The following is a 25498-nucleotide window of genomic DNA, read 5'->3' on the forward strand; positions in this document are numbered from 1 at the left end:
GCCGACCAAGCCGGCGAGCCCGGCCGCACCAGGCCCGCCGCAACCCGGCGGTCACGCGAGGTTCTTGGTGAAGAACTCCTCCAGCTTGTCGAACGGGATCACGTCCGTCCTGTCGTAGAGGCCCACGTGGTTGCCGCCCGGGACGAGGTGGAGCTCCTTGGGCTCCGCCGCCTCCTGGTAGGCGTCCTCGCTGAAGTACCGCGAGAAGGCGTCCTCGCCCGCGAGGAAGAGGATCGGCCGCGGCGAGATCGACTTGATGTGGGTGAGCAGCGGGAAGTTCATGAACGACATGCTGCTCGTCAGTGTGAACTGGGTTATGGAGTTCGGGTGGTAGCCCCGGGGCGTGGAGTAGAACAACGCACCCACCTGCTCCACCTGGCCCAGGCCGCCGACGGCTCCGACACCCTCGCACGGCCGCGCCGTCGCGCAGCCAGGCAGTGGACCGCGCACCCGAGCCTCCAGTGGACCCTGGACGCCGTCACCGCCGGACCCGCGTTCGTCGCCAACGGCCGGATGGACCTGCTCGCCACGAACCAGCTCGCCCGCGCCTTCTACTGCGACCTGCGCGCCACCGACCGGCGGCCGGCCAACCTCGCTCGACACGCCTTCCTCGACCCCGCCGCGCAGCGCTTCTACACGGACCGGGAGCAGATCGCCGACCAGACCGTCGCCATCCTGCGCACCCAGGCCGGCCGCGAGCCCCACAACCGGGACCTGCACGACCTGGTCGGCGAGCTGTCCACCCGCAGCGACGCGTTCCGCACCCGCTGGGCCAGCCACAACGTCCGCCTCCACGGCACCGGCGCGAAGGAGTTCCACCACCCGGTCGTCGGCGATCTCACCCTCGCCTGGGAGGGCCTGGAGCTGGTCGCCGCTCCCGGCCTCGCCCTCACCGTCTACACCGCCGAGCCGGGTTCGCCCTCCGAAGAAGGACTGCGGCTGCTCGCCTCCTGGGCCGCCACCCAGGAAACCGCCTCGTCGGCGCCACCACTCTCGACCGGCTGAGCGTCGAAGCCGCGGAGCCTTCCGGCCACCGGTGAGCCGACCGGGGCAGGCCGTGCAAGCGGCCCGCCGTGTGTCAGGGCACGGCGGGCCGCGATCGGGGGGCCGGTGGACCGGACCGGGCTATGAGCCGGGGTGGAGGACCAGGCGGTGGTGCCCGGATCCGAGTCGGCCGACCGCGGTGGTGCATCGCCACCCCTCGGGGGCGCTGAACCGCCCGGTGGTGCCGGGCGGCAGGGCGAGGTCCACCGTCAAGGTGCTGCCGCCCACGGACCAGGAGACGGACGCCGTGCCGTAGGGGGTGACGATCGAGGCGTCGGCCGAGGTGAGCCCGCCGCCGGGCCGGGGCGCGACCTCGAGGGTGCGGTAGCCGGGGGTGGCGGGTCGTAGTCCGGCGACGCACTGGTAGAGCCAGGCGGCGACGGCGCCGTAGGCGTAGTGGTTGAAGGACAGCATCGTGCCGGCTGTCTCTGTGTCGATGGTGCCGTCGGGGCGTATGGCGTCCCACCGCTCCCACATGGTGGTCGCGCCTCGAGCGACCTGGTACAGCCAGCCCGGACACTCGGTGTTGAGCAGGAGCCGGTACGCCTCGGCCGTGTGGCCGGTGCTGGTCAGGGCGGGCAAGACGAAGGGGGTGCCGAGGAAGCCGGTGGCGATGCGCCCGCCGCCCGCGCGCACCAGGGCGGCGAGGGCTTCGCCCACCGCGGCACGCTCAGCGGCAGGGGCGATGCCGAACGCGAGGGCGAGCGCGCATCCCGTCTGGGTGGTGCGGGCGTGGTCCCCCCATTTCCGCCAGGCGGCCTCGGCGGTACGCCGGTGCAGAGCCGCGTACCGGTCGGCGTCGTCCGCATGGCCCAGTTCACCGGCCGCGTCGGCGAGCAGACGGGCGCTGTGCGCGACGAAGGCGGTGGCGACATACCCGGAGTCGGTGGTGGCGCGCGCCGGGTCCTCCGGCGGTGCTGCCGGGTCGAGCCAGTCCCCGAGTTGCGCGTTGCCGCTCCACGTCCCGTCGTCGTCCAGGTGGGCGACGGTGAAGTCGACCCACGCGCGCATCGCCGGGTAGTGGCGGCCCAGCAGATGGAGCCGGCCGTAGGCGTCGAAGAGAGCGGACGGTACGACGGTGGCGGCGTCGCCCCAGCCCGCGGCGGAGCCCGCGAACGGCAACTCGCTCGGCGGCGGGTCGCCCAGCGGCACATCGGGGATCACCATCGGGACCGCGCCGTCCGGTCGCTGTTCGAGGGCGAGGTCGGTGAGCCAGCTGTCGAGGAAGGAGCGGCTGTCGAACGTGGCGCAGGCCGTCGGGGCGAAGGCCATGAGGTCTCCGGTCCAGCCGAGGCGTTCGTCGCGTTGCGGGCAGTCCGTCGGTACGGCGAGGAAGTTGCCGCGCTGGGAGCGGACGACGTTGGCGTACAACGTGTTGACGCGTTCGTCGGAGCAGTGGAACGCGCCGATGCGGTCCAGGTCGCTGGCCACGACGGCCACGTCGATCCGGTCGACGGTGACGCCCGGGGAGGCCTCGATCTCGGCGTACCGGAAGCCGTGGAAGGTGAACTCCGGCTCCAGTTCGGCCGTGTCACCGGCCAGGGTGTACCGGTCGGTGGCGCGTGCGCCGCGCAGGATGCTCGTCAGCAGGCGGCCGTCGCCGTCGAGAACCTCGGCGTGCCGGACGGTGACCGTGCTTCCCGCCGGGCCGCGGGCGCGGAGCCGGAGCCAACCGGTCACGTTCTCACCCGCGTCGACCGCGATGGTGCCGTCGGGCAGTATCCGCTGCTCGGGCTGGATGACCTGCACCACGCGCACGGGCGGGTGGGCGCGCTGCGTCAGCCCGGCGGGCAGGGGGAGAGGGGCGGCCCGCTCCCAGCCCCGGTCGTCGAAGCCGGGCAGCCGCCAGCCGTGCGGTTCCCGGCGGAGGTCGCGTTCGCAGCCGTCGTACAGGTCGGCCGCCAGCAGGTCGCCGTAGCCGCCCCTCCAGCGGTCGTCGGTGACGATCGTGACGGTGGTGCCGTCGGCCAGGGTGACTTCGAGCTGGGCGAGCAGCGCCGAGGTGTCGCCGTAGACGTCGCGGTTCTTGTGCCAGGTGAGGTGGCCTCGGTACCAGCCGTCGCCGACCGCGGCGGACAGAGCGTTCCGGCCGGCCGCGAGCAGTGAGGTGACGTCATAGGTGGCGTAGAGCAGCCGGTTGGGGTAGCTGGTCCAGCCGGGTTCCAGGAGTTCGTCGCCGACGGGTCGGCCGTTGACCGTGGTGCGGTGGACGCCCAGCGCGGTCACGTACAGCCGCGCGGAGACCGGTTTCGTCGGGAGGTCGAACTCCCGGCGGAGCAGCGGCACCGGGCCGGGAGCGGCGCGCTCTCGGTCACCGGGGAGGTGGACCGGGCGGGCCGTCCAGTCCTCGTCGCGCAGGAGCGCGGCCTCCACCCGGGCGGGTTCGCTCCATGCCGTCCACCCGAGATCGGTGCGGACCCGCACGCGCCAGTGACGGACCTCCCGGCTGCGCAGCGGTTGGGCCGGCCACGGGTGATCGGTCACCACGTCGGACTCGACCTGTCCGCTGGAGGCCGCGTCGCCGAAGGACCGGTCGGCCGAGACCTGGATCTCGTAGGCGTGCTGCAGGACACCGGGCCGGTCGCTCGCCAGCGCCCACGACAGTCGGGGGGCGGGACTCGGCGTGGCCACGAGACCGGAGTCGTCCGCGGTGCGCAGCCCGACGACAGCCGTCGTGGTGTCCGCGGTGTGGAGTACCTCGGAGCTCGACGTCGTCATGACTGGAGGTGCCTCCGAAGGAATCGCAGGGTCGATCGATGCAGTGTGGTGCGGTGCGGCACGGTGCCCCAGGCGTGGTCCGCGCCTTCCACGAGGTCCAGTTCGGCGTTGCCGTCGTAGTGGTCCAGGTAGCGGCGCACGTACGCGAGGGGAGCGATCTCGTCCTTGTCGCCGTGCAGGATGTGGACCGGTCCGGTGTACGCGCCGGAGCGCCCGTAGACGTCGAGACCGGCGATGTCCTCGACGAGCGCGGGACTCATCCGGTACCCGTCGGCGTCGACGTAACCCTTCTCCTCCATCTCCGGCGCGAGTCTGCGGCCCTTGAGGTAGCCGCCGCCGATCTCGAAGGGCGCGACGGCGGCCGGGGACCACAGGCACAGCGCGCTGATCCCGGGCTCCTCGGCGGCCACGATGCCCGCGACCACACCTCCCATGCTCATACCGACCAGGCCGATGCGCTCGGGGTCGACGAAGTCCAGGGTCCGGACCGTCCGCAGGACCGCGCGGGTCTCGGCGATCTCACCGGTGATGGTCACGTCGAAGAAGTCGCCGTCGCTCTCGCCGTGGCCGGAGAGGTCGAACCGGACCGAGGCGATGCCGTTCGCTTCCAGCAGCCGGGACATGCCGACGAAGGACGGCAGTTCCAGCCGGTTGGAGGTGAAGCCGTGGACGAACACCGCGGTCGGCCACCGGGTTCCGGCCGGGCCCTCGGGTATGTGCACGGTGGAACGCAGGGTCAAGCCGTTGTGCGAGAAGTCGTGATGGCGGATCACAGGGCAGCCTTTCCGGTCGGTTCGAGGGGGGACGCTCGGCTGGGGCTGCCGGCGGCGGTGGGGGAGCCGGGTAGCGGGGTGGCGTCCACGAAGGTGGCTACGGAGAGCGAACTTAAACGCGTCACTTAAACGTGTACGTATACTGAGCGGGTAAGTTAGCCCCAGGCCGTGGGCTTTGACAAGAGGCCTGTCAGAGGGGTGGGATGCATGACCGGGTCCGGCCGCAGACGCGTGACCAGCGGGGATGTCGCGCGGGAGGCCGGCGTCTCCCGCGCGACGGTGAGCTACGTCCTCAACGACACCCCGCACCAGAAGATCCCCGAGACCACACGGCAGCGGGTCTGGGAAGCGGCCGCCCGGCTCGGCTACGCGCCCTCGGCGGCGGCCCGCTCGCTGCGGACAGGGCGCTCGGACATCGTGCTCGGTCTGCTGCCGGACTGGCCGATCGAGCATGTCCTCGGACGACTCGTCCAGCAGCTGACCAACGCCTTCGCCGAACACGAGCTCACCTTCCTCGTGCACTCGTCGGCTCACCCCGTCCGGCCCCTCCGGGAGATCTGGAAAGCCCTGACCCCCGCGGCGGTGCTGGCGCTGGACGCGTTTCCCGAGTCCGAGGCCGGCGCCATGCGGGCGGCGGGGATCGAGGTCGTCATGGCGGTGCACGGCTCGGCACAGGGCCGGCACCGGCCCGCTCTCGTGTCGGAGGAACCGGTCGGAGCGGCGCAGGCCCGCCACCTCGCCGACTCGCACCGCCGGATCGGCTATGCGTGCCCGGACCTCGCGAGACTCGGTGTCCTGGCCCGTCCGCGGCTGGACGGTGTACGCAAGGTGTGCGCCGAACTCGGCCTTCCGGAGCCGGACGTGCGCGTCGTCCCCTTCGATCCGGACGGTGCCGTGGAGGCGGTGAAGGCATGGCGCGCCGCCGATCCGCCGGTGACGGGCGTCTGCGCCTTCAACGACGCCGTCGCCATGTCCGTGCTGGTCGCCCTGCGCTCGCTGGGGCTGCGGGTCCCGGAGGACATGGCCGTGATCGGCGTCGACGACACTCTCGGGGCGGCGCTGGCGCAGCCGCCGCTCACCACGGTCGTCCGCGACACCGACGCCATCGCGCGCGGCCTGGCCCGCCGCCTCGTCGACGCGCTCGACGGCAGGCGGCTCCCCGCCGATCCCCTCGGGGACGCGCCTCGGGTGCTCGTGCGCTTGTCCGCCTGACGGCTGCGCTGCCGCGGAAGTGCGGAAGTGCGGAAGTGCGGGAGCGCGGAAGTGCGGAAGTGCGGGAGCGCGGAAGTGCGGAAGTGCGGGAGCGCGGAAGTGCGGGAGCGCGGAAGTGCGGGAAGCGACCGCGATGCCGCGGGTCCGGCCCGAGTTTGCCGTTCGAGGACCCGGCGCGCTGTTCGCTCCACGGCGTCGCGGTTCCTCAAAACCGCTTCCGCGCACCTCTTGCGCAACGCATCCGGCGCAGTTAATTTACCGGGCATCGGCTTAAACGTGTAAGCGAAACGTGTCAGCGACCGTGCGGGCAACGTGCGGGATTCGGACACCGAGTCACCTCAGCAGCCAACGCGCTGGGACCCCGACCTCAACACCGCTGAATCCCCCTGGAGCTCCGCGAGTTCGGAGCCCGCCACCCAGTCCGTCCACCTCGCAGACGCCCTCGCCCACCCACGTCACCCTCCCCGTGCCCCCATCGCAGCCCCCCGACCCAACGGAGACCTCGATGAAGAGAAGAATCCTCCTCCAAGCCTCGATCGGCGCGGCCGCAGCACTCGCACTCGCCGCCTGCAGCGCCGGCAACGGCAACGGCAGCGCCGGTCCGGCCACCATGACCATCGCTCTGAACTCGGCGCCCAACAGCCTGGACCCGGCCCAGGTCGCTGTCGGGCCGTTCCTGAACTACATGGACCCTGCCTACGCGTCGCTGCTGACGCGCAAGGACGACGGCACCCTGGGGCCCGGGCTGGCCGACCAGTGGGGCTATGTCGGCAGCGGTAACACCAAGTTCCAGCTCAAGCTGCGCAAGGATGCGAAGTTCGCCGACGGCACGCCGGTCACGGCCACCGACGTCGTCAACTCGATCAAGTACTTCCAGAAGGGCAGTGGACCCGGCGGGTCCTACGTCCGTCCCCTGACCTTCTCCACGCCGGACAGCTCGACCGTGGTGGTCAGCAGCCCGACGCCGAACCCCGACATGGGCGCGCTGTTCACGCCCGCGTTCATGAGCGGAGCCATCGTCAGCCCGGCGGGACTGAAGGACCCGAAGAAGCTGGCCACCGCGACCTTCGGTGCCGGGCCGTACGTGCTCAGCGCCCAGCAGACGGTCTCCAACGACCACTATGTCTACGTGCCGAACAAGCACTTCTACGACCAGTCCGCCATCCACTTCAAGAAGATCACCATCCGGGTGATGCCGAACGTCAACTCGCAGGCGCAGGCCCTGAAGTCCGGGCAGATCGACCTCATGTACGGCACTCCGGACGTGGCGCCGACCATCGCCGGCAACAAGTCGCTCACCATGATCAAGAGCCCCACCACCTGGGCGGGCCTGTTCCTCGTGGACCGCGACGGCACCGTCGTCAAGGGACTGAGCGATGTGCGTGTCCGGCAGGCGCTGAACTTCGCCATCGACCGGGCCGCGATCACGAAGGCGGTCTACGGCGACTTCGGCGCACCGGTCTCCCAGCCCGCGATGCCCGGGTACGACGGCCACAGCCCCGAAGCCGAGAAGATGTACCCCTACGACCCGGCCAAGGCCAAGGAGCTGCTGAAGGCGGCGGGTTACGAGAAGCTGACCATCCCGGTGAACTACGGGTCCTTCGACCCCTCGACGACCAAGATGCTTCAGGCCGTGCAGGACCAGCTCGCCAAGGTGGGCGTGACCCTGAAGCTCAAGGGCGCCGCCAACTTCGGTGGGTGGATCAACGACTTCCTGTCGAAGAAGTACGCAGCCACGGTGCTGTCGCCCGGCCAGGGTGGCGGTGAGAACTTCTATGCGCAGCAGGCGGGGTTCATCAAGACGGGCATCATGAACGTCTTCGCCGTGGACGACGAGGACGTCGATGCCGCCTTCGACCGGCTCGCCAAGTCGGACCCCCGGACCAGTGGCGCGGCGGCGAAGGATCTCACCGATGTGATCGTACGGAAGGCGCTTGCCCTGCCGGTGTCCGCCACCGACACGATCGCGATGTACAACAACAAGCTGCGCGGGGTGAAGTTCGGGGTGGGCACCGCCCAGCTGACCCCGAACGTCACGTGGACTTCTCGCTGACGAGGACCGATGCCTTCCATCATTCTCCGCAGGCTGGCGCTGTCCGTCCCGCTCCTGGTGGTCGTCTCGGCGATCACCTCGCTCCTGGAGTCGGGGGGGGGGGGGGGGGGGGGGGGGGCGGCGGGGGGGGCGGCGGGCGCGCCCGGCCAACCCCTCCCCCGTGTGTGGTTCGGGGGGGGGTCCCGGCCCCCAACGGTCCTGGGTGTCAACGCGACGAAGGAGCAGTACGACGCGCTGCGAGCCGCGCTCCATCTCGACAAGCCGTTCGTCGAGCAGTACTGGCTGTACCTGCGCGACATCCTGCACGGCGACTTCGGCAGCTCGCTGTTCAGCGGCGAGTCCGTGCTGGAGGTGATCGAGCAACGCCTGCCGGTCACGCTGACCCTGGTGATCGGGGCCACCGTGCTGTCGACCCTGGTCGGCGTCCTGCTCGGCGTGTACAGCGCGACGCGTGGCCGGTTCAGCCGCCGGCTGATCGACGTGGTGTCCCTGCTGGGCAGCGCCCTGCCCAACTTCTGGCTCGCGCTGATGCTCGTATCCGTCTTCGCCGTCAGGTTCCGGATCTTCCCGGCCACCGGGTACACCCCGTTCGCCGAGTCACCGGGGCAATGGGCGGCCGGCCTCGTACTGCCCGTGATCGCTCTCTCGATCGGGGGAGTCGCCCTGATCTCCAAGATCACCCGCGACGCGATGCTGTCGACCCTGGCCCTCGACCACATCAGAACGCTCCGAGCCTCCGGCGTCCGTCCCGCATCCATCGTCTGGAAGCACGCCCTGCGCAGTTGCGGGCTGCCGGTGGCGACCGCGGTCGGCCTCACGATGATCGCGTACATCCCCGGCACGATCCTCGTGGAGAACGTCTTCACCCTGCCCGGGCTCGGGACGACGGTCACGGACGCGACCAACCAGCACGATCTGCCGGTCGTGCAGGGCGTCGCCATCACCTTCACGGTGATGGTGATCGTGATCAACCTTCTCGTCGATGTTCTCTACAGCTTCCTGAACCCGAAGGTGCGTGTGGCATGACCGCTGCAGATCCGCCCGTGCGTGTGCGAGCACGCACGTGGACCAACCCCTTCGCCGGGATCTGGCGCCGACCTCTCACCGCGGCAGCGCTCGTGGTGGTCCTGGCGGTCACCCTCGCCGTGCTCCTCGCCCCCCTTCTGGCGCCGCACCCGCCGCTGGCGCAGGATCTGCTCCACGCGCGCGGCGGTCCGTCGGCAAGCCACCCACTGGGCACCGACGACCTCGGCCGCGACGTGCTGAGCCGCCTGCTCTACGGCGGGCGGCCGGCCCTGCTGGGGGTAGGGGTGGCCGTCAGCGTCTACATGGTCCTGGGCACGTCACTCGGCATCCTCGCCGGCTATCTGCGCGGCTGGACCGACAGGGTGATCGTGGCCTTGATGGACATCATGCTCTCCGTTCCCGTGGTCATCCTCATGCTCGCCGTCCTGGCGATCTTCAGCCAGAGCAATGTCGCCGCCATGGTCACGCTCGGCATCCTCTCCTCCGCGGGCCTCGCGCGGGTCATCCGGAGTTCGTGCATCGCGCTGCGGGAGGAACTGTTCGTGGACGCCGCCAGAGTGTCCGGCCTCAGCGCCGCACGGATCATGGCGCGGCACATCTTCCCCGGCCTGGTGGGGCTGTTGCTGGTCCAGGTGTGTCTCTTCTCGGGCATCGCACTCATGGTGCAGACCGGCCTCGGGTTCCTCGGCCTGGCCACCCCGCCGCCCGCTCCCAGCTGGGGCGGCATGGTCGGAGAGGCCTCGCAGGTCATGGAGCAGAGCCCCATGCTGCTGCTCATCTCCGGCGGTCTGATCGGCCTGATGTCCGTCGCCTTCGGGCTGCTCGGCGACGGGCTGCGCGACCTCGATCAGGACCGGAGGCGCGGGACCGGCGGCCGGTCGCGGCGGCCGGTTCCCGTGACGGTCGCCAAGGCCACCGCCGAAGCCTCGGACACACCATCGGACACGGGGGTGCTCGCCGTGCGCGACTACTCCATCGCCTTCGCCACCGCGCAAGGGCCGCGTACGGTCGTCGACTCCGTCAGCTTCACGGTGAACGCCGGTGAGATCTTCGGCCTGGTGGGCGAGTCCGGCAGCGGGAAGACGGTGACGGGCCTGTCACTGCTCGGGCTGCTCGCCCCGGGCGGCGCGGTGACGGGCGGCGCGGCGTGGCTGGCCGGGACCCGGATCACCGGTCTGGCGGAGCGGGAACTGCAGGGCATCCGCGGCAGTGAGATAGGCCTGGTGTCGCAGGAGCCCATGGTGGCACTCGACCCCTACTTCACCATCGGCTCCCAGCTGGGCGAGGTCATCCGACGCACCGGCACCGTGACGGGCGGGAAGGAGGCCGTGCGGCAACGCGTCCGTGACCTGCTGACCAGCGTCCAGCTGCGCGAGCCGGACGACGTCGCACGCCGGCACCCGCACGAGCTGTCCGGCGGCATGCTCCAGCGGGTCGCCATCGCCATGGCGCTGGCCGGGTCACCGAAGGTGCTGATCGCCGACGAGCCCACCACCGCACTGGACGTCACGGTTCAGGCCGGCATCCTGGACCTGCTCCGGTCGCTGCGCGACGAGCGCGGCATGGCGATCATCCTGATCACACACGACCTGGGAGTGGTGGCCGACATCTGCGACCGCGCGATCGTGATGGAGAAGGGCCGGATCGTGGAAGAGGGTTCGGTCGAGGACATCTTCTACAAGGCCCGGCATCCGTATACGAGGCAACTCATCCAGAGCACCCCCAGCATCACCGCTACCGAGGGCAGGATCGCGTGACCGGAACACCCGTACTCCAGCTTGACGGCCTTGTCGTCCGCTACCCCTCCCGTGGTTTCCGCAGGCCTGCGACCACGGTCATCGAGGACGTGTCGTTCGAGGTGGGTCCCGGCGAGACGGTCGCGCTCGTGGGTGAGTCCGGCTCGGGCAAGACCACCATCGGCAGGGCCGTGCTGGGGCTGACCCCGGTCAGCGGCGGGCGCGTGCTCCTCGGCGGGCGGGACATCACCCATCTCACCGGTCGTGCCCGCCGTGCTCTGTCCACCGATCTCCAGGCGATCTTCCAGAACCCGTACGGGTCGCTCAACCCGGCGCTGCCCGTGGGCCGGACACTGGCGGAGCCCCTGCTCGCCGGTTCCACCCGCTCACCTCGCGAAGTCCGCGCCCGCATCGCCGATCTGCTGCGCCGCGTCGGCCTGCCGGAGGACGCGGCCGACCGGTACCCGGCGCAGTTCAGCGGTGGTCAGCGCCAACGCATCGCCATCGCCCGGGCCGTCGCCCGGCAACCCAGGATCATCATGTGTGACGAGCCGACCAGTGCCCTGGACGTCACCACCCAGGCCGCCGCCCTGGACCTCCTCTCCGAGCTCCAGACCACACTCGGCTGTGCGTATCTGTTCATCACCCATGACCTCGCCGTCGTCAGGCAGTTCGCGGCGCGCACCCTGGTGCTGCAACACGGACGCATCGTCGAAGAGGGACGCAGCACCGATGTGTGTGACCAGCCGCAGCACGAGTACACCCGGCGACTGGTGGCGGCCGCGCCCGTCCCGGACCCGGTCCTGCAACGCGAACGCCGTCTCCATCGGCTGGGTGTGGAAGCGGTCTCATGACGGACGGCCCGACGACCGGTGACCAGTGCCGGGCACAAGCGAGCACTGCAGGAGCGGGAGCTGTCGCTCGTCGGCGGTGACAGCGAGAACCGGCCCTGACCGACCCGCACGGGACCTGCCGGACCGGGGCCGACCGCCCGGTCCGGGTGGAGGTGTCCGGAACCGGTGAGCTCATCGCCCTGGGCAGCGCCGCTCCGCGGTCGCAGGAGCGGTTCGACGCGACCGAACGGCACACCTACGACGGACAGGCCCTGGCCGTCGTACGGCCGACCGCCGTCGGCGGGATCCGCGTCCGGGTGACCGCCCCAGGATGCGAGGCGGCCGAGACCGTCATCACCGTTCGGCCGTAGTCGCCGCACCGGAAAACGGGACAAAGCCGAGCCGGCCCTCCGGCGATCCGCCCCGGACGAGCCGGAGGATCGAGGACCGTCTCGGCGTGTTCCGGGGCATGGCCACCGGCTTCCAGGGGTCCGTCGCGCAGGGGTCAGGCGGATTCCCGGATGCGGATCCCGAGCTCGTCCCGGAGGGGTTCGGCCGGGATCTGCTTTCCGTCGAGTGTGTCGACGACGCGGCGGGCCATGTTCCGCGCGATGGTGTTCGTGTCCCGGAAGACGGTGGTGAGGGGCGGCTGCGCCAGCGACGCGTTGGGGATGTCGTCGACGCCGATCACGGCCAGGTCCCGCGGAGCACGCAGTCCGAGGTGACTCAGACCCGCTAGCACCGCGAGGGCCACATCGTCGTTGAAGGCGCACACACCTGTCACCGGTGACTCGTCGGCAAGCCACGCCTCGACCACTTCGGCGGCACCCCGCGCTTCGAGGGGCACCGTACGGACGTCAGGGTCCGGGAGGCCGAGTTCGGCGCAGACCTTGCGGACGCCGTCCAGCCGCGGTTGTGCCAGGACGTCGAGTCCCGGCAGATCGGGGTAGGCGTAGCCGAGTCTGCGGTGGGATGCCGCGAGGTGCCGTGCCTGCGCCGCGCCGATCGGCTGCTCGGACACCAGGGGAGGCCCCGCCTCACCCGGGATCGACCCGTGCATCGCCATGACCACCTCGATGCCGGCGGCCCGCATCGCCCGGGCTTCCGGCTCGGCGAACTCCTGCAGGGCCAGCACGGCCGCCGGCGTCATGGATTTCCAGAGCTCCCGCAGGGGGCGTGCCGGGCGAGCCGACGAATGCACCACGAAGGTCAGTCCGTGCTCGGCGAAGGCGTTGGTCAGCTGCTGGATGAGCCGTCCGAGGACATGCTCGATCGGCCAGTCCGGCAGCAGGCCGAGCACGATGTCCGAACGTCCCATCCGCAGGGCCCGCGCGGCAGCCGAGGGCGCGTAGCCGAGCCGGGCCGCCGCTTCCCAGACCCGCTGCCGTGTGGCCTCGGGGATCTTCTGGTGAGGGGTGTCGTTGAGGACGTAGCTCACCGTGGCACGCGAGACTCCGGCCTCCCGCGCCACATCCGCGCTGGTCACCCGTCTGCCTTCGGACACCCCGGTCACCCGCCCCGCCCTCGGTCGTACCTCTTGTCAAAGCCCACGGCCGCAGTTAGCTTACCTGCCAGGTTGCCCAACTGGCACGCGTAAGTGAAACGAGTAGGCACACCGTCCCGGAGCCCCGCCCCGCGCGCGATCGTGACGACGCGGTGCCAGGCCACCAGCCCCTTCCCGGTCCCCAGCGAGGATGACCCATGTCCGACATGAAGGCCCCCCTGAGAAGCCCCTGGAAGACGGCGGTCCTGGCCGGCATGGCCTCCTACCTGGACGCCGGAGCGCTGGTGACCTCGGGCATCGCGATCGGCGGCTACTACGCCGCCGACCTTCGGCTCGGCGCCGGGACCATCGGAACCCTGCTGGGACTGCAGACGCTGGCGTTCGCGGCCGGTGCGCTGTTCGGCGGCCGACTGGGCGACCGGTTCGGCCGGCGGAAGATCTTCACCCTCTCCCTCGTCCTCTACGCGGCCGGCGTCCTTCTGCTCCTGGTCGCGACCGGCCCCGTCCTGCTGTACGCCGGTGTCATGGCGACCGGGCTGGCCATCGGCGCCGACCTGCCGGTGTCGCTCGCGCTCGCCAACGAGGAGGCCCCACCGGGCAGGAAGGGCACCATGGTGGTGTTCTCCGGCATGCTCTGGCTCGCCGGCATCGTCGCCGTGCTCCTGCTGAGCTCCTTCATGGGAGCGCGAGGCCTGCTCGGCGGCCGGATCCTCTTCGCCCATCTGCTCCTCGTGGCCGTCGTCGTGCTGCTCCTGCGCCTCACCCTCGGTGAATCGGCAGAATGGGCGGCCGCACGCCAGTCCGCCGACGCGGACGCCGCGGCCGCCTCCGAGACCGTCCGGTTCAGCCGGGCGAAGGAGCTGCTGCGGCCTCCGGTGGTGCACGCCCTGCTCGCGACCGGCCTGTACTACGCCACCTGGAACCTCGGCGCGAACACCCTCGGCCAGTTCGGCACCTTCCTGTGGACCGCCCTGACCGAGGGAGAGGTCGAGCAGTACTCCCGGCTCACCCTCCTCGGACTGCCCGTCGGCTTCCTGGCCGGCCTGGCGTTCATGAGGGTCGTCGACCAGCCCGCCCGGCACACCTGGTTCGCCGTCGGCTCCGCGTCGATCGTCCTCGCCTGGGCGCTGCCCGCCCTGCTCGGGGCGAACAGGTTCACACTGATCGCCGTCATGCTCCTGTCCGGCCTGGGCAACTCCTTCGCAGGCGAGTCCGTCTACAAGGTCTGGACCCAGGAACTGTTCCCGACGCTGCTGCGCGCCACCGCGACCGGCGTGACCATGGCCTTCACCCGGGCCGTCGCCGGACTGGCCGCCCTGGGCACGCCCGCCTTCGCCCTCGGCCACACCCGGCTCTTCTTCGGCCTGCTGTTCGGCTTCATGCTGGTCGCGGCGGTGATCGGCCTGGCCTGGGTGCCCCGACTGCCCCAGGCCCCTCACCCCGGGCGGCAGGCCGCGCCGAAGGCTCGTCGCCGAACGCTCGCGGACTGCCGGCCGACCGAAGCGTCGGCCTCGTCGACCTGACAGCGGCCGCCTGGTCGCACCGAGCGCGGGCAGTTGTCGATGTGCCCATGGAGGCAGTCGCCGTCTCGACGACCCCGTCCACGCCCGGCCCGAGGACCCCGCGATGGCTGCGGCCCCCGTACAAGCCCTGAGGAGACCCGATGGACCTGCGCCCCCCGCCCTTCGACCCGGAACTCGCCGGCGAGCTCGAGGCGATCGGCGCCGTGCTGCCGCCCACGATCACCCCGGACATGATCCCCGCCGGGCGGCAGACGGACGGCGGCCCGTTCGCGCCTCCGACGAACGAGGAGCTGGCCTGCGGCGGTCTCTTCGAGGTCGAGGAGCGGACGGTCCCGGGTCCTCCGGGCGCGCCGGAGGTTCCACTGCTGATCTGTCGGCCCACGACCGTGACCGAACCGCGCCCGATCGTCTACACCATCCACGGCGGTGGCATGGTGGCGGGCTCCCACCGGCTGGGGCTGCCGCTCGACTGGGCGCAGGAACTGGGCCTGGTCGTGGTGTCGGTGGAGTACCGGCTCGCCCCCGAACATCCCCACCCGGCCCCGGTGGAGGACTGCTACGCGGGCCTGCTGTGGACGGCCGAGCACGCCAAGGAGATCGGTGGCGACCCGGACCGCGTCATCCTGGCGGGCGGGAGCGCCGGCGGCGGGCTCACCGCGGCCGTGGCGCTGCTCGCACGCGACCGCGAGGGACCGCGTGCGATCGGGCAGGTGCTGATGTGCCCGATGCTCGACGACCGCAACGACACCCCGTCCGCCCACCAGATGGCGGGCCTGGGCGTGTGGGACCGCACGTCCAACGAGACCGGGTGGAGCGCCCTGCTGGGCGAGGCACGGGGCACCGCCGACGTTTCCCCGTACGCCGCGCCCGCCCGCGCGGACGACCTGTCCGGTCTGCCGCCGGCGTTCATCGACGTCGGCTCGGCGGAAACCTTCCGTGACGAGGACGTCGCCTACGCGAGCCGTATCTGGCAGGCGGGCGGCATCGCCGAACTGCACGTGTGGCCGGGCGGTTTCCACGGGTTCGACGGGATGGTGCCGCAGGCCGCCCTCTCGCAGGACGCCCGCGCGGCACGGCTGCGGTGGCTGCGCCGGCTGCTCGGCGAGTGACCGCGACCTCGGCGCGTTCGGCCGCCCGCGCGGCCACCGCCGACGCCTCGCCGAGAACCGCGGGCGGTCGATCGGTGTCCGTCGCGGCGCGGAGTGCCGCCGTTGCGGCTCTTCCGGGTGAGCGTTGATGATGGCGCGATCAGCGGCGGCCTCGCACGCTTCGCGCCGAGGGGGACGGCTTCCCGGGCGATCTACTGGTCACGGCGCCACTTCCGGTAGGCGGCCACCGCCGTCGGCAGAGTGGGAAAGATCCGCTCGCTGCCGACGGCGTCCACCAGGCCGTACGCCTTCAGGTCGTCCAGCAGGTCCTGCTTGACGCGGGCGAGGGCGAAGACGATGCCGCGGTGGGCGAGTTCGCGGCGCAGTTCGTCGACCGCGTCCAAGGCGGTGATGTCCACCTCCACATTCGCCTCGGTGTTCAGCACGAACCAGCGGACGGGCACGGTCTCCTCGTCCACGGCGGCCAGCGCCCGGCGGCGGAAGTTCTCCGCGTTGGCGAAGAAGAGAGGCGAGTCGTAGCGGTAGACCAGGAGGCCGGGGACGGTGCGGGCCTGTGGGTAGTCGTCGACGTCGTGCATGCCGGCCACACCGGGGACCAGGCCCTGGACGGCGTCGTGCGGGCGGGCCACCCGGGTGAGCAGTTCGGCCACGGACAGGCCGACGGCGACCAGCACGCCGTACAGGATGTCCAGGGCGAGAACCCCGGCCAGGCAGCCGAGCGCAAGCAGGAGTTCCCGGCGGCGGAAGGACGCCAGCCGCCGGAAGCCCGCCAGGTCGATCATGCGGACGGCCGCGTAGACGACGAGCGCCCCGAGGATCACCGTGGGCGTGCGGGAGAGCAGCGGGCTCAGGAAGAGCAGGACCGCGAGGACGACCGCGCCGGCGACCAGTGAGTACGCCTGGCTGCGCGCGCCCGCCGAGGAGGCGAGCGCGGTACGGCTGGCGCTGCTGCTGACCGGGAATCCGTGCAGCGTGCCCGCGCCGAGGTTCGCCGCGCCCAGAGCGAGGAACTCCTGGTTGGCGTCCAGCCCGGGGCCCTCGTCGTCGCGCCTGGTGAAGGCCCGCGCGGTGAGGACGAAGTCGGTGTAGCCGACCAGGAGGACGCCCAGGGCGGGAAGGACCAGGTGCGGCAGCTCGGTCAGGTCCGGCACGGCCACGGCGGGCAGGCCCGACGGGACGTCGCCGATCACCTTGATGCCGTGTCGGTCGTCCAGGTCGAACAGGGACACGGCCGCCGTACCGAACACCACGACGAGCAGGGGACCGGGGACGGCGCGGAAGAAGTGGGCCACCGTGAAGAGGACGCCGAGCGCCACAACGGCGAACAGCACCGTGGCCACGTGCACCCGCGCCAGGTGCCGTACGAACGACCACAGTTGGGGGAAGAAGGCCGACCCCGTCGTGCGGACACCGGTCAGTTTGGGAAGTTGGTCCACGATCATGATCAGTGCCACGCCCGCCAGATACCCGATCAGCACCGGCCGCGAGAGCAGATCCGCGACGAAGCCGAGCCGCGCCGCCCATGCCAGCACGCACAGCAGGCCGACCGCGATCGCGAGGGTGGCCGCCAGCGTCGCGTAACGGGCCGGATCACCGGCGGCGAGCGGTCCGACCACCGTCGCCGTCATCAGCGCGGTCGTCGACTCCGGGCCCACCGAGAGCAGGCGGGAGGAGCCGAGCAGCGCGTACAGGGCGAGCGCGGGCAGGATCGCCCACAACCCGGCGACCGGCGGCAGGCCGGCCACGCCCGCGTACGCCATCACCTGGGGCACGAGATACGCGGCCACCGTCACTCCGGCCAGGACGTCGCCCCTCAGCCACGAACGCCGGTAGCCGAGCAGCGCACCGAGCCCGGGCACCAGACGCCGCCACCATGGAGCAGGGCCGACCGAGCTCTGGGACATCATCCTCCTTGGGCCGAAGGACCTCAGGATCCTCCCCGCCCCTGGCCGACCGCGAGACGCCGAACGGTTCGCGGGGGAATCGTGTGCCGACACGCCTCCCGGTGAGTGATCGACTCCCGATCCACCGGGGAGGGCTTCCTGCGCTTCGAGGCCTCAGAGGCTCGCCGCGTGATCCGGGACGTAGGTCTGCAGATCACGGGGCGGGCGCTCGTAGCCGGTCGATGACGGCCTGGGCGGCAGCTCGAGCACCGGCGGCGGGACCTCGTGGTACGGCACGGAGTCCAGGAGGTGGGCGATCATGTTCAGCCGGGCCCGACGCTTGTCGTCGCTCTCCACGACGTACCAGGGCGCCTCGGTGATGTCGGTGTGCACCATCATCTCGTCCTTCGCCCGGGAGTACGCCTCCCAGTGAGTGATCGACTCCAGATCCATGGGGGAGAGCTTCCAGCGCTTCAAGGGGTCTTCGAGGCGACGCCGGAAGCGCTCCTGCTGCTCGGTGTCGCTGACCGAGAACCAGTACTTGCGCAGCAGGATCCCGTCCTCCACCAGCATCCGTTCGAAGATCGGGCACTGCCGCAGGAAGAGCTGGTGCTCCTCCTTGGTGCAGAAGCCCATCACGTGCTCGACGCCGGCCCGGTTGTACCAGGACCGGTCGAACAGCACCATCTCCCCGGCGGCCGGCAGATGCTCCACGTACCGCTGGAAGTACCACTGGGTGCGCTCGCGCTCGGTCGGCTTGGGCAGCGCGGCGATGCGTGCGACACGCGGGTTGAGGTGTTCGGAGACCCGCTTGATGGTGCCGCCCTTGCCGGCCGCGTCGCGGCCCTCGAAGACGACGACGAGCCGGGCGCCCTCTGCTCGCACCCACTCCTGGAGCTTCACCAACTCCGTCTGCAAGCGCAGCAGTTCACGCTCGTAGACCTTGCGCGACAGCTTCTCCTTCACCTGGTCGGCCATGCCGCCTCGCTCCCTCGCCGCATCGGTGGAATCCGACGCCCACAGTACGTGCTCTCGGCACGGGGGAGTTCGGTGCGCCGGCAGCGGGGCCGCTGCCGGCGATCGGGAACCACCTGGGCCCTGCGACCCCCGGGCGGAGGCCGGCGCAGGGGCAGGGGACCGGTGCGGTGGCCGGCGCCCCGTTTTTCGTCCCCGCCGCCGCACACGGACGGCGCTGGAGGATCGCTGGGGGCAGGCCGACGCGGTCAGGCGCTGGGGGCGGGACGCACGGATGACGGCCGGCGCCTGCGGACCGCGCGGACGACCGCGCCCAGGGCGACGGCGTTCACGAGCGCGCCGCCCGCGATTCCCAGGTAGAAGGGGGCGTCGGTGGGTATCCAGCCGAGCGCGACCATCAGCAGGAGGTTCAGCGGAGCGGTCAGCAGCATGGGCACGACATAGGCCATGGAGGCGTCGGCCTGACTCACGAGTACGTCTTCGCAGAGCGCGTACCCGCCCGTGAGGACCACCGCGGCCAGGTAGCCGCGGGACAGCCAGTTGTTCACGGCCAGGGCGAGCACGGCACGGCCGCGGCGAGAGGAACTCACGGTGTTCTCCGATCTGTTGGTCGAGGCCGGCCCCGTTCCGCGCGGTTCTGGCGGAGGAGCCGGTCATCACGATTCCGGGGACGCAGTGGACACGGCATGCGTTGCGCTACTCAGAGACGTACTCGGACACGACAGCGGAGGTACTCGGATACGACGGGGGAGGGCTGTCCTTCTGGGGTGCGCGGCGATCGTCGGCGGGACGCCGGCCCGTGCGCTGGTGGGATAGCTGGATGATGCTGGTGGCGTTGTGCGAGGTCACGACTCGGAGCCCGGTGGCGGCCTCCGGGCGACAGACCTAGCTTCGAGGTCATGGATGCGACGAGCGGCGGACCGGATGCGGGGACGGTCGACCGGACAGGACCGTGCCGGTCGGGGCGGCGGGGCCGACCGGCGTTCCGGGCCGGGCACGCGGGGCATGCCGCGGGCGCCGTGGCAGGGCGCTCGGGGCAGGAGGTGCGGTCATGACGCGTTCGTACGGTCAGGACGGGGCGCACGCCGGCGGTGGCCGGTACGGGAAGGACCTGTTCGAGCCGGAGCACGCGGGTGAGGCCGAGCGGATCGACGCCGCCGCACTGGCGTACGACCCCGTCACCACGCACCGCCTGCGGGCGCTGGGCGCAGGCCCGGGCTGGCGCTGCCTGGATGTCGGCGCCGGGACCGGAACGGTGGCGCGCTGGCTCCTGGAGGAGGCAGGGGTCGAGGAGGTCGTCGCCCTGGACAGGGACACCGGCGCGCTGGCCGCCCTCGCGGGCCCTCGACTGCGGGTGGTCGCCGCCGATCTCACGGAGGAGAGCCTGCGACCGGGCAGCTTCGACCTGGTCCACGCCCGGTTCGTCCTCATGCACCTGCCCCGACGGCGCCGGCTGATCTCGCGGCTCGCCGGCTGGCTGAACCCCGGCGGCTGGCTGTTGCTCGGCGATGCCGTGGAACTGCCCGATGCCCTCGACACCTCCTCCGCCTACCGGCGGACCATGGACGCCATGTGGCAGGCGCTGCGGACGACGATCGGCACGGACATCTCCTCCGTGCCGGCGTACCCGCACTTCCTGCGGGAGGAAGGCCTGCGGAACATCGCCGCGGAGCTGTTCTGTCCACCCTTGGTCGCGGACAGTCCCCTGGCCCGTTTCTGGTCGGAGACCTGGAGCCGTATGCGCCCCGCGCTGGAGGCGACCGGCCGGGTCGCCCCCGACGTCATCGACGAGGCCCTGGCGTACCTGGCCTCGCCCCGACTGGCCGAACTCGGACCGGGCATGGCGATGGCCTGGGGGCAACGGCGCTGACGCCCCGAGCCGGGGCGAGGGTGCCGCGCGGGGTTCCGGCTTGCCCTTCGGCGAGCGGACCGCACGGTGGCCTGAGGCGGTCGACAGCGTGGTGCGGGCACCCGTGCCCCGTGCGGAGCTGCGCATCCGTCCTTCAACACAGCCGCTGCCATGGTGAGTTGTGCGAGGCGACGGCAACGGCAGGGCTGCGTGCGGGCCGTACGTCGAGGCTCGTTATGCTGCGCTGCCGCCGCCGCCTCCGAGGCGGCGCGCATTCGTTTCCGGAGGGGGATACCTGTGTTCGTGCTGTCCGTCCTGCTGCTGATAGCGGCGGTCGTGCTCTTTGTCGTCGGCCGGCGCCGCACTGCCGGAAGCTGGAAACTCGGGGCGGCGCTCAGCGCGGTGGCGGGCGTCCTGGCCGGAACCTTCGCGTGCATCCATGTCGTGAGTGCGTACGAGGTCGGCGTACCGGTGACCTTCGGCAGGGTCGGCACGCCGCTGACCTCCGGCGTCCACTTCAAGTCGCCGTTCACCGACGTCACTTCCTTCTCCACCCGACCGGTGGACCTCAACCTCTACGACAAGGACGTGGTCGAGGTCCGCTCGTCGCAGGGCGGTGTGCTGTACGCGGACGTCACCATCAAGTGGGCCGTGGTCCCGGCGAAGGCGGTCGCGCTGTACCGGCTGGCGGGCAGTCAGGAGGCGATCCAGGAGCGGCTGGTACTGCCGGACAGCCGTGAGATTATCCGCAACGTCTTCGCCAAGCACACCAGCGAGGAGGGCTACGCCTCCGCCCGCGAGAAGATCGGTGCACAGATCGAAGTCCTCATCAAGGAGCGCCTGTCGCCGCGGGGGATCGACGTCACGGCCGTCAACCTGCGCAATGTGAAGCCCTCGGACAAGCTGCAGGACCAGATCGACAAGAAGATCCAGCAGGAGCAGGCCACACAGCGGGCCGTCGAGGCCTCGCGTACGGCGACGGCGGAGGCGGAGCGCAAGCGGATCGAGGCGGAGGGCACGGCCCGCGCCAACAAGATCATCGAGAAGTCCCTGAGCGACAAGGTGCTGTACAACCAGTGCCTGGAGGCCTACAGGGAGGCCGCCAAGGCCAACCCGGTGTACGCGGTGCCGTGCGGGACCGACTCCAACGGGGCGCCGGTCATCGTGGACGGCACCAAGAAGTAGTACCGCCAGGGGCGAGGGATCCGGCGGTGTGGCCGCCGGTGATGCGCGGCCCGCTGGTCGAAGGTGATGTGCGCGCTTTCCGCTGCCGGCTGGGATCCTGGAGTCAGGATGCGGATCGCCTCTGTCATGGTCGTCCTGGCCGCCGCGAACCTGATCAACAACTGGCTCGCGCGCGGCCCCCTGGCGTACCTCCTCACCTGTGTGGCCACGACGGCCGTCCTGCTGCTGATCGCCCGCTGGGACGGCCTCACCCCGGCCGATCTGGGGATCGACGCGGCGGGGGTGCGTCAGGGGCTGCGGTGGGCTCCTGTTCTGGCCTGTGCCGTCCTCTTCGTTTTCCAGCTCCTCCTCACCGTTCCGGCCGGCCGGGAGGCGTTCCGGGACACCAGGAGCGCCGGCCTGACCCTTGGGCAGATGCTGTGGCGAGTGCTGGTGCGCGTGCCGATCGGCACCGTCCTGCTGGAGGAGACCGCCTTCCGCGGTGTGCTGTGGGCCATGATCCGGCGCCGACGTGGCACGGCGTGGGCCACCGCCGCCTCGTCGCTCCTCTTCGGCCTGTGGCATCTGCTGCCCTCCCGCGGCCTCAACCGCTCCAACTCCGCCGTGGGAACGGTCTTCGGAAGCGGCTCGGCGGGCGTGGCGACGACCGTGACGGCGGCCGTCGTCGCCATGGTCGCCGCCGGGGCGGTCCTGTGTGAGCTGCGCCGCCGCTCCGGCAGCCTGCTGACGCCCGCGGCGGTGCACTGGGCGATCAACGGCTTCGGCTATGCGCTGGCCTGGGCGGCGCCCCGGTGGTGGCCCGCCGCCTGAGCCACGGACTCGGCAGGCCGGGCCCAGGCCCCCGCGTGCGTGCGGTCGGCGCGGGGCGCACCCTGGCCTCATGGCCTCCGCACAGCCCGTGGTCGTCTACCCGCCCGCCGCGGACGGCGGGCGCCGGGTTCGTGTCGACGACCATTTCCTGGGGATGGCGTACGGGCTGCTGGACGTCGCCGATTTCCTGCGCCGGGCCGGTGTCGAGGACGCGGACGAGGCGTACGTGGAGATGTCCGGGCTCATCGAGTGGCGGGGCGGTGGACCCCATGTGTGGGGGCGCTGACACGACACATCCCCGCCGCCCGGAGGCGGCGACCGGCGTGGCCCGCCGGGTTGGCACGGCGGGCGGAGGAAGCCCGTCACGGCCTGAGCGGTCGGACTGCGGTACCTCTGAGGTCGGCCGACAATGGGGTGACGGGGCGCCTGTCGGCCCGCCCACGACGCCTCGGCGGCGTCGGCCCGAGAGGAATGTGCTCATGCGCGCTGAGTCTTCGCCGGGCGCGCGGACGGGGGAATTCGTCGCGGTCGCCCTGGCACTGTCCCGCATCCCGCTCGACTTCCCCGGGCTGAAGCCGGCCGTCCCGGTCCTCGCCGACGAGTTCGGTGTCACGCCGGCGCGGGCGCCGAAGGCGGCATGCGGCGTGACGCTGCGCAGGGGCGGCGCGGTGATGCTCGCGGCGTCCCTCGTCGTCATGGCCGTACGCCGCCGGCTCGTGGCCCTGGGCCGGGTCCCGTCGCTCGGCTCGCGCGTGACGCCCGGTGGGGACCCGCCGTGAAGAGCGGGGCCGAGCGGGCGGAGATCCTGCACCGGTCGGCGCGGGTGACACTGGCGGCGTCCGCGGGCTTCTACCCCTTCCTGTACGGACTCGGCGAGCCGTTGCCGGCGCTGTACGCGCTGTTCGGGCCCATCTCTCTCGGGCTGCTCTCCCTGATCCCGGGGTCGGGACGGCAACGGGCCGCGGTCATGCTCAAGGCGTTGCCGGTGGGCCTGGTGCTGGTGGCGCTGGGAACCGTGCTGGCGGTGCGGACCTGGGCGGCGGTGCTCGGCATGCTCGTCGTGGGCTTCCTGCTGGCCTTCGCGGCCGTTGCGGGACCGCGGCCGGCCGGTGCGGCGCCGGGACTCCAGCTCTTCTACATCCTGGCCTGCTTCCCGCCCTACGAACCGCACACCCTGGGGCTGCGGCTGGCCGGGCTCACCGTGGGCGTGGTGCTGCTGGCGCTGTGCGAGTTGTTCGTCCTGCCGCGGCCCGCGGGGGAGACGTACCGATGGAGCCTCGCGAAGGCTGTGGACATCGCGGGCGACACTCTCGCCGGCCGCACCAGCCCTTCGCCCGAGGCCCTGCGTGCCGCGGGCGCGTGGCTACGGCTGTCGCAGATCCCGCCCGCGGAACGCCCCGCGGGCCCGGGCCGCGCGGTCCGTGGCCTCTCCCAGGCGGGTTCCTCGGCCCGCCGACTGCTCGAACAGCTGGCCCATCTGACCGAGACGGGACAACTGCACGACCTCCTCCGGGACGGTGGCCGATCGCGCGCAGGAGACGGCGGCTTTGCCGACGTACGGGACGGTGGTCGGGCGGACGTTCGGGACGGTGGTCGGGCGGACGTTCGGGACGGTGGTCGGGCGGACGTTCGGGACGGTGGACGGGCGGACGTACGGGACGGTGGACGGGCGGACGTGCGGGATGGTGCGGCGCCTGCCGACGTGGCCTCCCAGTTGCTTCTGCCGCAGGTGGCGTCCTTGTGCGACGCCAGTGCCGAGGCCCTTCGGGTGGGCCGGGCAGTCCCGGGCCGGCCGCGCATGGACGACGCGATCGGTGTCTTCCAGGCGATGCGCGTGCGGCAGGCGGCGGAGTCGGCCGCCGAGGCGCCACCGGGGCCGGCGGCGGCACGGGTGCTGCGCCGGCAGGCGGCCCTGCTCGGCGTCGCCGAGTCGGTGCGCGCCCTGGAGATCTCCGTAGGGGTCGGCCTCGACGGGCGGCGCACCCCGCCCATCGAGCCGCGGGAGCTGTTCTGGTACACGGAGGCGACCACGGTCCGGCTGTGGCTGCGCCGGATCGTCGGAAACATGACGCCCCGGTCGGTGCAGTTCCACAACGCCGTCCGGATCGCGCTCGCCCTCGGCGCGGCACGCCTGATCGCCGGCTTGCTGGACCTGACCCACGGGTTCTGGGTGCTGCTCGCCGTGCTGACGCTGAGCAGGACCACCGTCGGGGAGACCTGGGTGGCCGCTCGCCGGGCGGTGGCCGGCAATCTGGTGGGCGCCGTGACGGCGGGCGTCCTGCTCATCGGTCTCGGACAGCACACCGAGGCCTACGCCGCGATCCTCGCGCCGAGCATGCTGCTCGCCTTCGCGCTCGGGCCGCTGCTCGGCATCGCCTGGACGCAGGGCCTGTTCACGCTCGTGGTGGCGACCGCGTTCGCGCAGATCGCCCCGGCGTCCTGGCGGTTGGCGGAGGTCAGGATCGTGGACGTGGTGACCGGGAGCGTCATCGGTCTGCTGTGCGCGACGCTCGCCTGGCCGGCCGGGGCGCGCCGGGAGGTGCGCAGGACCATGGCGGGGCTGTTGCTCGAGTGCGGCCCGCTGATCAGGGGCACCGTGGCGGCACTGACGGCCGTGCCGTCGGGCTCCGCCCCGTCCCCGCCGACGCTCCACGCCCTTCACCGGATGCGCCTGGCCGAGTCCGCCTACGCCCAGTTCCGCAGCGAGCCGTCCGCCGGTGACTTCGCCGGCGCCGACTGGCACGGCGTCCTCATCGCGGCCCACCAGGTGCTGCTCGGCGCCCACTGGCTGCCCCGCTTCGACCTGCCCAGGAGTGCCCTGCCTCCGGGCGCGGTGGAACGCGCGCGGGCCGATGCCCGGGCGGCGGCCGGGGTCACCGATCGACTGGCCGCCCTGTGCACCGGGGAACGGCCGCCACCGGACACGACGCCGCGGGGACCCGCCCGGCCGCTCACGCCGCCGCTGCCGGCACTGGTCGACCTAGAGGTGTGGCTGACGAGCCTGACCGCACAGCTCGCCCGCGTCGAGGCCGGCCTGCCCGATGTGATGGGCCACGCGGCAGCCGAGGCGACGGGCGGTGCTTCGGGCGGGGCGTCCGGCGGGGCGTCGAGGGGCGGCACCGTCCGCTCCGCGACCGGTCGCGCCGGGCACGGAAGCTAGTGCCGCGACAGGCAACGTTCGCCCCGTCGCGACGCCCGGCACGCCCTCTCGCCGCACCGGCCGAAAGCCCAAGTACATCCAGTACGAGGGCTTCCGGCCGGCACA

Annotated in this window: 21 protein-coding genes and 1 pseudogene; 15 read left to right on the forward strand and 7 right to left on the reverse strand. The window is 71.7% G+C overall.

The window, feature by feature from the left end:
* Positions 1-51: 51 nt before the first annotated feature.
* A complete protein-coding gene (locus ACPT94_RS33375) occupies positions 52-291 on the reverse strand; it encodes an alpha/beta hydrolase (RefSeq protein ID WP_360352219.1) in 240 nt (79 codons plus the stop codon).
* A gap of 63 nt (positions 292-354) precedes the next feature.
* Here ACPT94_RS33375 and ACPT94_RS33380 point away from each other — a divergent pair.
* Positions 355-1005 (forward strand): annotated as a pseudogene (locus tag ACPT94_RS33380) (MmyB family transcriptional regulator); the annotation flags it as partial.
* Between the two features lie 120 nt (positions 1006-1125).
* Here the strand turns inward: ACPT94_RS33380 and ACPT94_RS33385 are convergent.
* Together ACPT94_RS33385 and ACPT94_RS33390 are read right to left on the reverse strand one after the other, a co-directional pair.
* Positions 1126-3762, reverse strand: coding sequence for a family 78 glycoside hydrolase catalytic domain (locus ACPT94_RS33385; protein ID WP_425247544.1), 2637 nt, complete (start codon positions 3760-3762; stop codon positions 1126-1128).
* Positions 3759-4535, reverse strand: coding sequence for an alpha/beta hydrolase (locus tag ACPT94_RS33390; RefSeq protein ID WP_360352213.1), 777 nt, complete (start codon positions 4533-4535; stop codon positions 3759-3761). The genes ACPT94_RS33385 and ACPT94_RS33390 overlap by 4 nt, the downstream gene beginning before the upstream one ends.
* A gap of 207 nt (positions 4536-4742) precedes the next feature.
* Between ACPT94_RS33390 and ACPT94_RS33395 the strand changes: the two genes are divergently transcribed.
* From ACPT94_RS33395 to ACPT94_RS33420, 6 genes are all read left to right on the forward strand, one after another.
* Positions 4743-5747 carry a LacI family DNA-binding transcriptional regulator gene (locus ACPT94_RS33395; RefSeq protein ID WP_425247545.1) on the forward strand — a complete coding sequence of 335 codons (1005 nt, stop codon included), beginning with the start codon at positions 4743-4745 and terminating at the stop codon, positions 5745-5747.
* 505 nt (positions 5748-6252) lie between these two features.
* Entirely contained in the window at positions 6253-7800 is a 1548-nt protein-coding gene (locus ACPT94_RS33400) for an ABC transporter substrate-binding protein (protein ID WP_425247546.1), read from the forward strand.
* A gap of 162 nt (positions 7801-7962) precedes the next feature.
* Positions 7963-8826, forward strand: a complete 864-nt coding sequence (locus ACPT94_RS33405; RefSeq protein ID WP_425247547.1) for an ABC transporter permease — start codon at positions 7963-7965, stop codon at positions 8824-8826.
* Positions 8823-10583 carry a dipeptide/oligopeptide/nickel ABC transporter permease/ATP-binding protein gene (locus ACPT94_RS33410; protein WP_425247548.1) on the forward strand — a complete coding sequence of 587 codons (1761 nt, stop codon included), beginning with the start codon at positions 8823-8825 and terminating at the stop codon, positions 10581-10583. Before ACPT94_RS33405 ends, ACPT94_RS33410 begins: the two co-directional genes overlap by 4 nt.
* Positions 10580-11416: an ABC transporter ATP-binding protein gene (locus tag ACPT94_RS33415; protein ID WP_360352231.1), complete on the forward strand. Its 837-nt coding sequence runs from the start codon at positions 10580-10582 to the stop codon at positions 11414-11416. Before ACPT94_RS33410 ends, ACPT94_RS33415 begins: the two co-directional genes overlap by 4 nt.
* Before the next feature lie 95 nt (positions 11417-11511).
* Positions 11512-11766, forward strand: a complete 255-nt coding sequence (locus ACPT94_RS33420) for a hypothetical protein (RefSeq protein WP_425247592.1) — start codon at positions 11512-11514, stop codon at positions 11764-11766.
* Between the two features lie 134 nt (positions 11767-11900).
* Here ACPT94_RS33420 and ACPT94_RS33425 read toward each other — a convergent pair whose 3' ends face one another.
* Entirely contained in the window at positions 11901-12899 is a 999-nt protein-coding gene (locus ACPT94_RS33425; RefSeq protein ID WP_425247549.1) for a LacI family DNA-binding transcriptional regulator, read from the reverse strand.
* A 197-nt stretch (positions 12900-13096) separates the two neighbouring features.
* On the opposite strand from ACPT94_RS33425, the gene ACPT94_RS33430 reads away from it, so the two are divergent.
* Together ACPT94_RS33430 and ACPT94_RS33435 are read left to right on the forward strand one after the other, a co-directional pair.
* A complete protein-coding gene (locus tag ACPT94_RS33430) occupies positions 13097-14422 on the forward strand; it encodes an MFS transporter (RefSeq protein ID WP_360352225.1) in 1326 nt (441 codons plus the stop codon).
* Positions 14423-14562: 140 nt separating this feature from the next.
* On the forward strand, positions 14563-15531 hold the full coding sequence (locus tag ACPT94_RS33435) for an alpha/beta hydrolase (RefSeq protein WP_425247550.1): 969 nt from the start codon (positions 14563-14565) through the stop codon (positions 15529-15531).
* A gap of 191 nt (positions 15532-15722) precedes the next feature.
* Here ACPT94_RS33435 and ACPT94_RS33440 read toward each other — a convergent pair whose 3' ends face one another.
* The 3 genes from ACPT94_RS33440 to ACPT94_RS33450 form a co-directional block, all read right to left on the reverse strand.
* Positions 15723-17435: a SulP family inorganic anion transporter gene (locus tag ACPT94_RS33440; protein WP_425247551.1), complete on the reverse strand. Its 1713-nt coding sequence runs from the start codon at positions 17433-17435 to the stop codon at positions 15723-15725.
* A 153-nt stretch (positions 17436-17588) separates the two neighbouring features.
* Positions 17589-18392, reverse strand: coding sequence for a polyphosphate kinase 2 (gene ppk2, locus ACPT94_RS33445; protein ID WP_360341670.1), 804 nt, complete (start codon positions 18390-18392; stop codon positions 17589-17591).
* A gap of 245 nt (positions 18393-18637) precedes the next feature.
* Positions 18638-18979, reverse strand: coding sequence for an SCO4225 family membrane protein (locus ACPT94_RS33450; RefSeq protein WP_425247552.1), 342 nt, complete (start codon positions 18977-18979; stop codon positions 18638-18640).
* Between the two features lie 461 nt (positions 18980-19440).
* Between ACPT94_RS33450 and ACPT94_RS33455 the strand changes: the two genes are divergently transcribed.
* From ACPT94_RS33455 to ACPT94_RS33480, 6 genes are all read left to right on the forward strand, one after another.
* The gene (locus ACPT94_RS33455; RefSeq protein ID WP_360341664.1) at positions 19441-20259 is read left to right on the forward strand and encodes a class I SAM-dependent methyltransferase; all 819 of its coding nucleotides are present in this window, start codon (positions 19441-19443) and stop codon (positions 20257-20259) included.
* Between the two features lie 276 nt (positions 20260-20535).
* Positions 20536-21423 (forward strand): prohibitin family protein, encoded by an 888-nt coding sequence (locus tag ACPT94_RS33460; protein WP_360341661.1) that lies wholly within the window; start codon positions 20536-20538, stop codon positions 21421-21423.
* A gap of 108 nt (positions 21424-21531) precedes the next feature.
* Positions 21532-22233: a CPBP family intramembrane glutamic endopeptidase gene (locus tag ACPT94_RS33465; protein ID WP_425247553.1), complete on the forward strand. Its 702-nt coding sequence runs from the start codon at positions 21532-21534 to the stop codon at positions 22231-22233.
* Between the two features lie 70 nt (positions 22234-22303).
* Entirely contained in the window at positions 22304-22519 is a 216-nt protein-coding gene (locus ACPT94_RS33470; protein WP_360341655.1) for a hypothetical protein, read from the forward strand.
* Positions 22520-22712: 193 nt separating this feature from the next.
* Complete coding sequence (locus ACPT94_RS33475) at positions 22713-23012, forward strand: hypothetical protein (RefSeq protein WP_360341652.1); 300 nt, start codon at positions 22713-22715, stop codon at positions 23010-23012.
* Positions 23009-25393 carry an FUSC family protein gene (locus ACPT94_RS33480; RefSeq protein ID WP_425247554.1) on the forward strand — a complete coding sequence of 795 codons (2385 nt, stop codon included), beginning with the start codon at positions 23009-23011 and terminating at the stop codon, positions 25391-25393. The genes ACPT94_RS33475 and ACPT94_RS33480 overlap by 4 nt, the downstream gene beginning before the upstream one ends.
* Positions 25394-25498 lie beyond the last annotated feature (105 nt).

The organism is Streptomyces aurantiaciflavus (assembly GCF_049808595.1).
In the GTDB taxonomy this organism is placed as follows: domain Bacteria; phylum Actinomycetota; class Actinomycetes; order Streptomycetales; family Streptomycetaceae; genus Streptomyces.

Bases quoted from the DNA above. Each gene is read 5' to 3' on its own strand.
- ACPT94_RS33455 (WP_360341664.1), top strand. From the start codon at position 19,441: ATGACGCGTTCGTACGGTCAGGACGGGGCGCACGCCGGCGGTGGCCGG.
- ACPT94_RS33435 (WP_425247550.1), top strand. From the start codon at position 14,563: ATGGACCTGCGCCCCCCGCCCTTCGACCCGGAACTCGCCGGCGAGCTC.
- ACPT94_RS33475 (WP_360341652.1), top strand. From the start codon at position 22,713: ATGCGCGCTGAGTCTTCGCCGGGCGCGCGGACGGGGGAATTCGTCGCG.
- ACPT94_RS33430 (WP_360352225.1), top strand. From the start codon at position 13,097: ATGTCCGACATGAAGGCCCCCCTGAGAAGCCCCTGGAAGACGGCGGTC.
- ACPT94_RS33410 (WP_425247548.1), top strand. From the start codon at position 8,823: ATGACCGCTGCAGATCCGCCCGTGCGTGTGCGAGCACGCACGTGGACC.
- ACPT94_RS33395 (WP_425247545.1), top strand. From the start codon at position 4,743: ATGACCGGGTCCGGCCGCAGACGCGTGACCAGCGGGGATGTCGCGCGG.
- ACPT94_RS33440 (WP_425247551.1), bottom strand. From the start codon at position 17,435: ATGTCCCAGAGCTCGGTCGGCCCTGCTCCATGGTGGCGGCGTCTGGTG.
- ACPT94_RS33470 (WP_360341655.1), top strand. From the start codon at position 22,304: ATGGCCTCCGCACAGCCCGTGGTCGTCTACCCGCCCGCCGCGGACGGC.
- ACPT94_RS33400 (WP_425247546.1), top strand. From the start codon at position 6,253: ATGAAGAGAAGAATCCTCCTCCAAGCCTCGATCGGCGCGGCCGCAGCA.
- ACPT94_RS33465 (WP_425247553.1), top strand. From the start codon at position 21,532: ATGCGGATCGCCTCTGTCATGGTCGTCCTGGCCGCCGCGAACCTGATC.
- ACPT94_RS33385 (WP_425247544.1), bottom strand. From the start codon at position 3,762: ATGACGACGTCGAGCTCCGAGGTACTCCACACCGCGGACACCACGACG.
- ACPT94_RS33375 (WP_360352219.1), bottom strand. From the start codon at position 291: ATGTCGTTCATGAACTTCCCGCTGCTCACCCACATCAAGTCGATCTCG.
- ppk2 (WP_360341670.1), bottom strand. From the start codon at position 18,392: ATGGCCGACCAGGTGAAGGAGAAGCTGTCGCGCAAGGTCTACGAGCGT.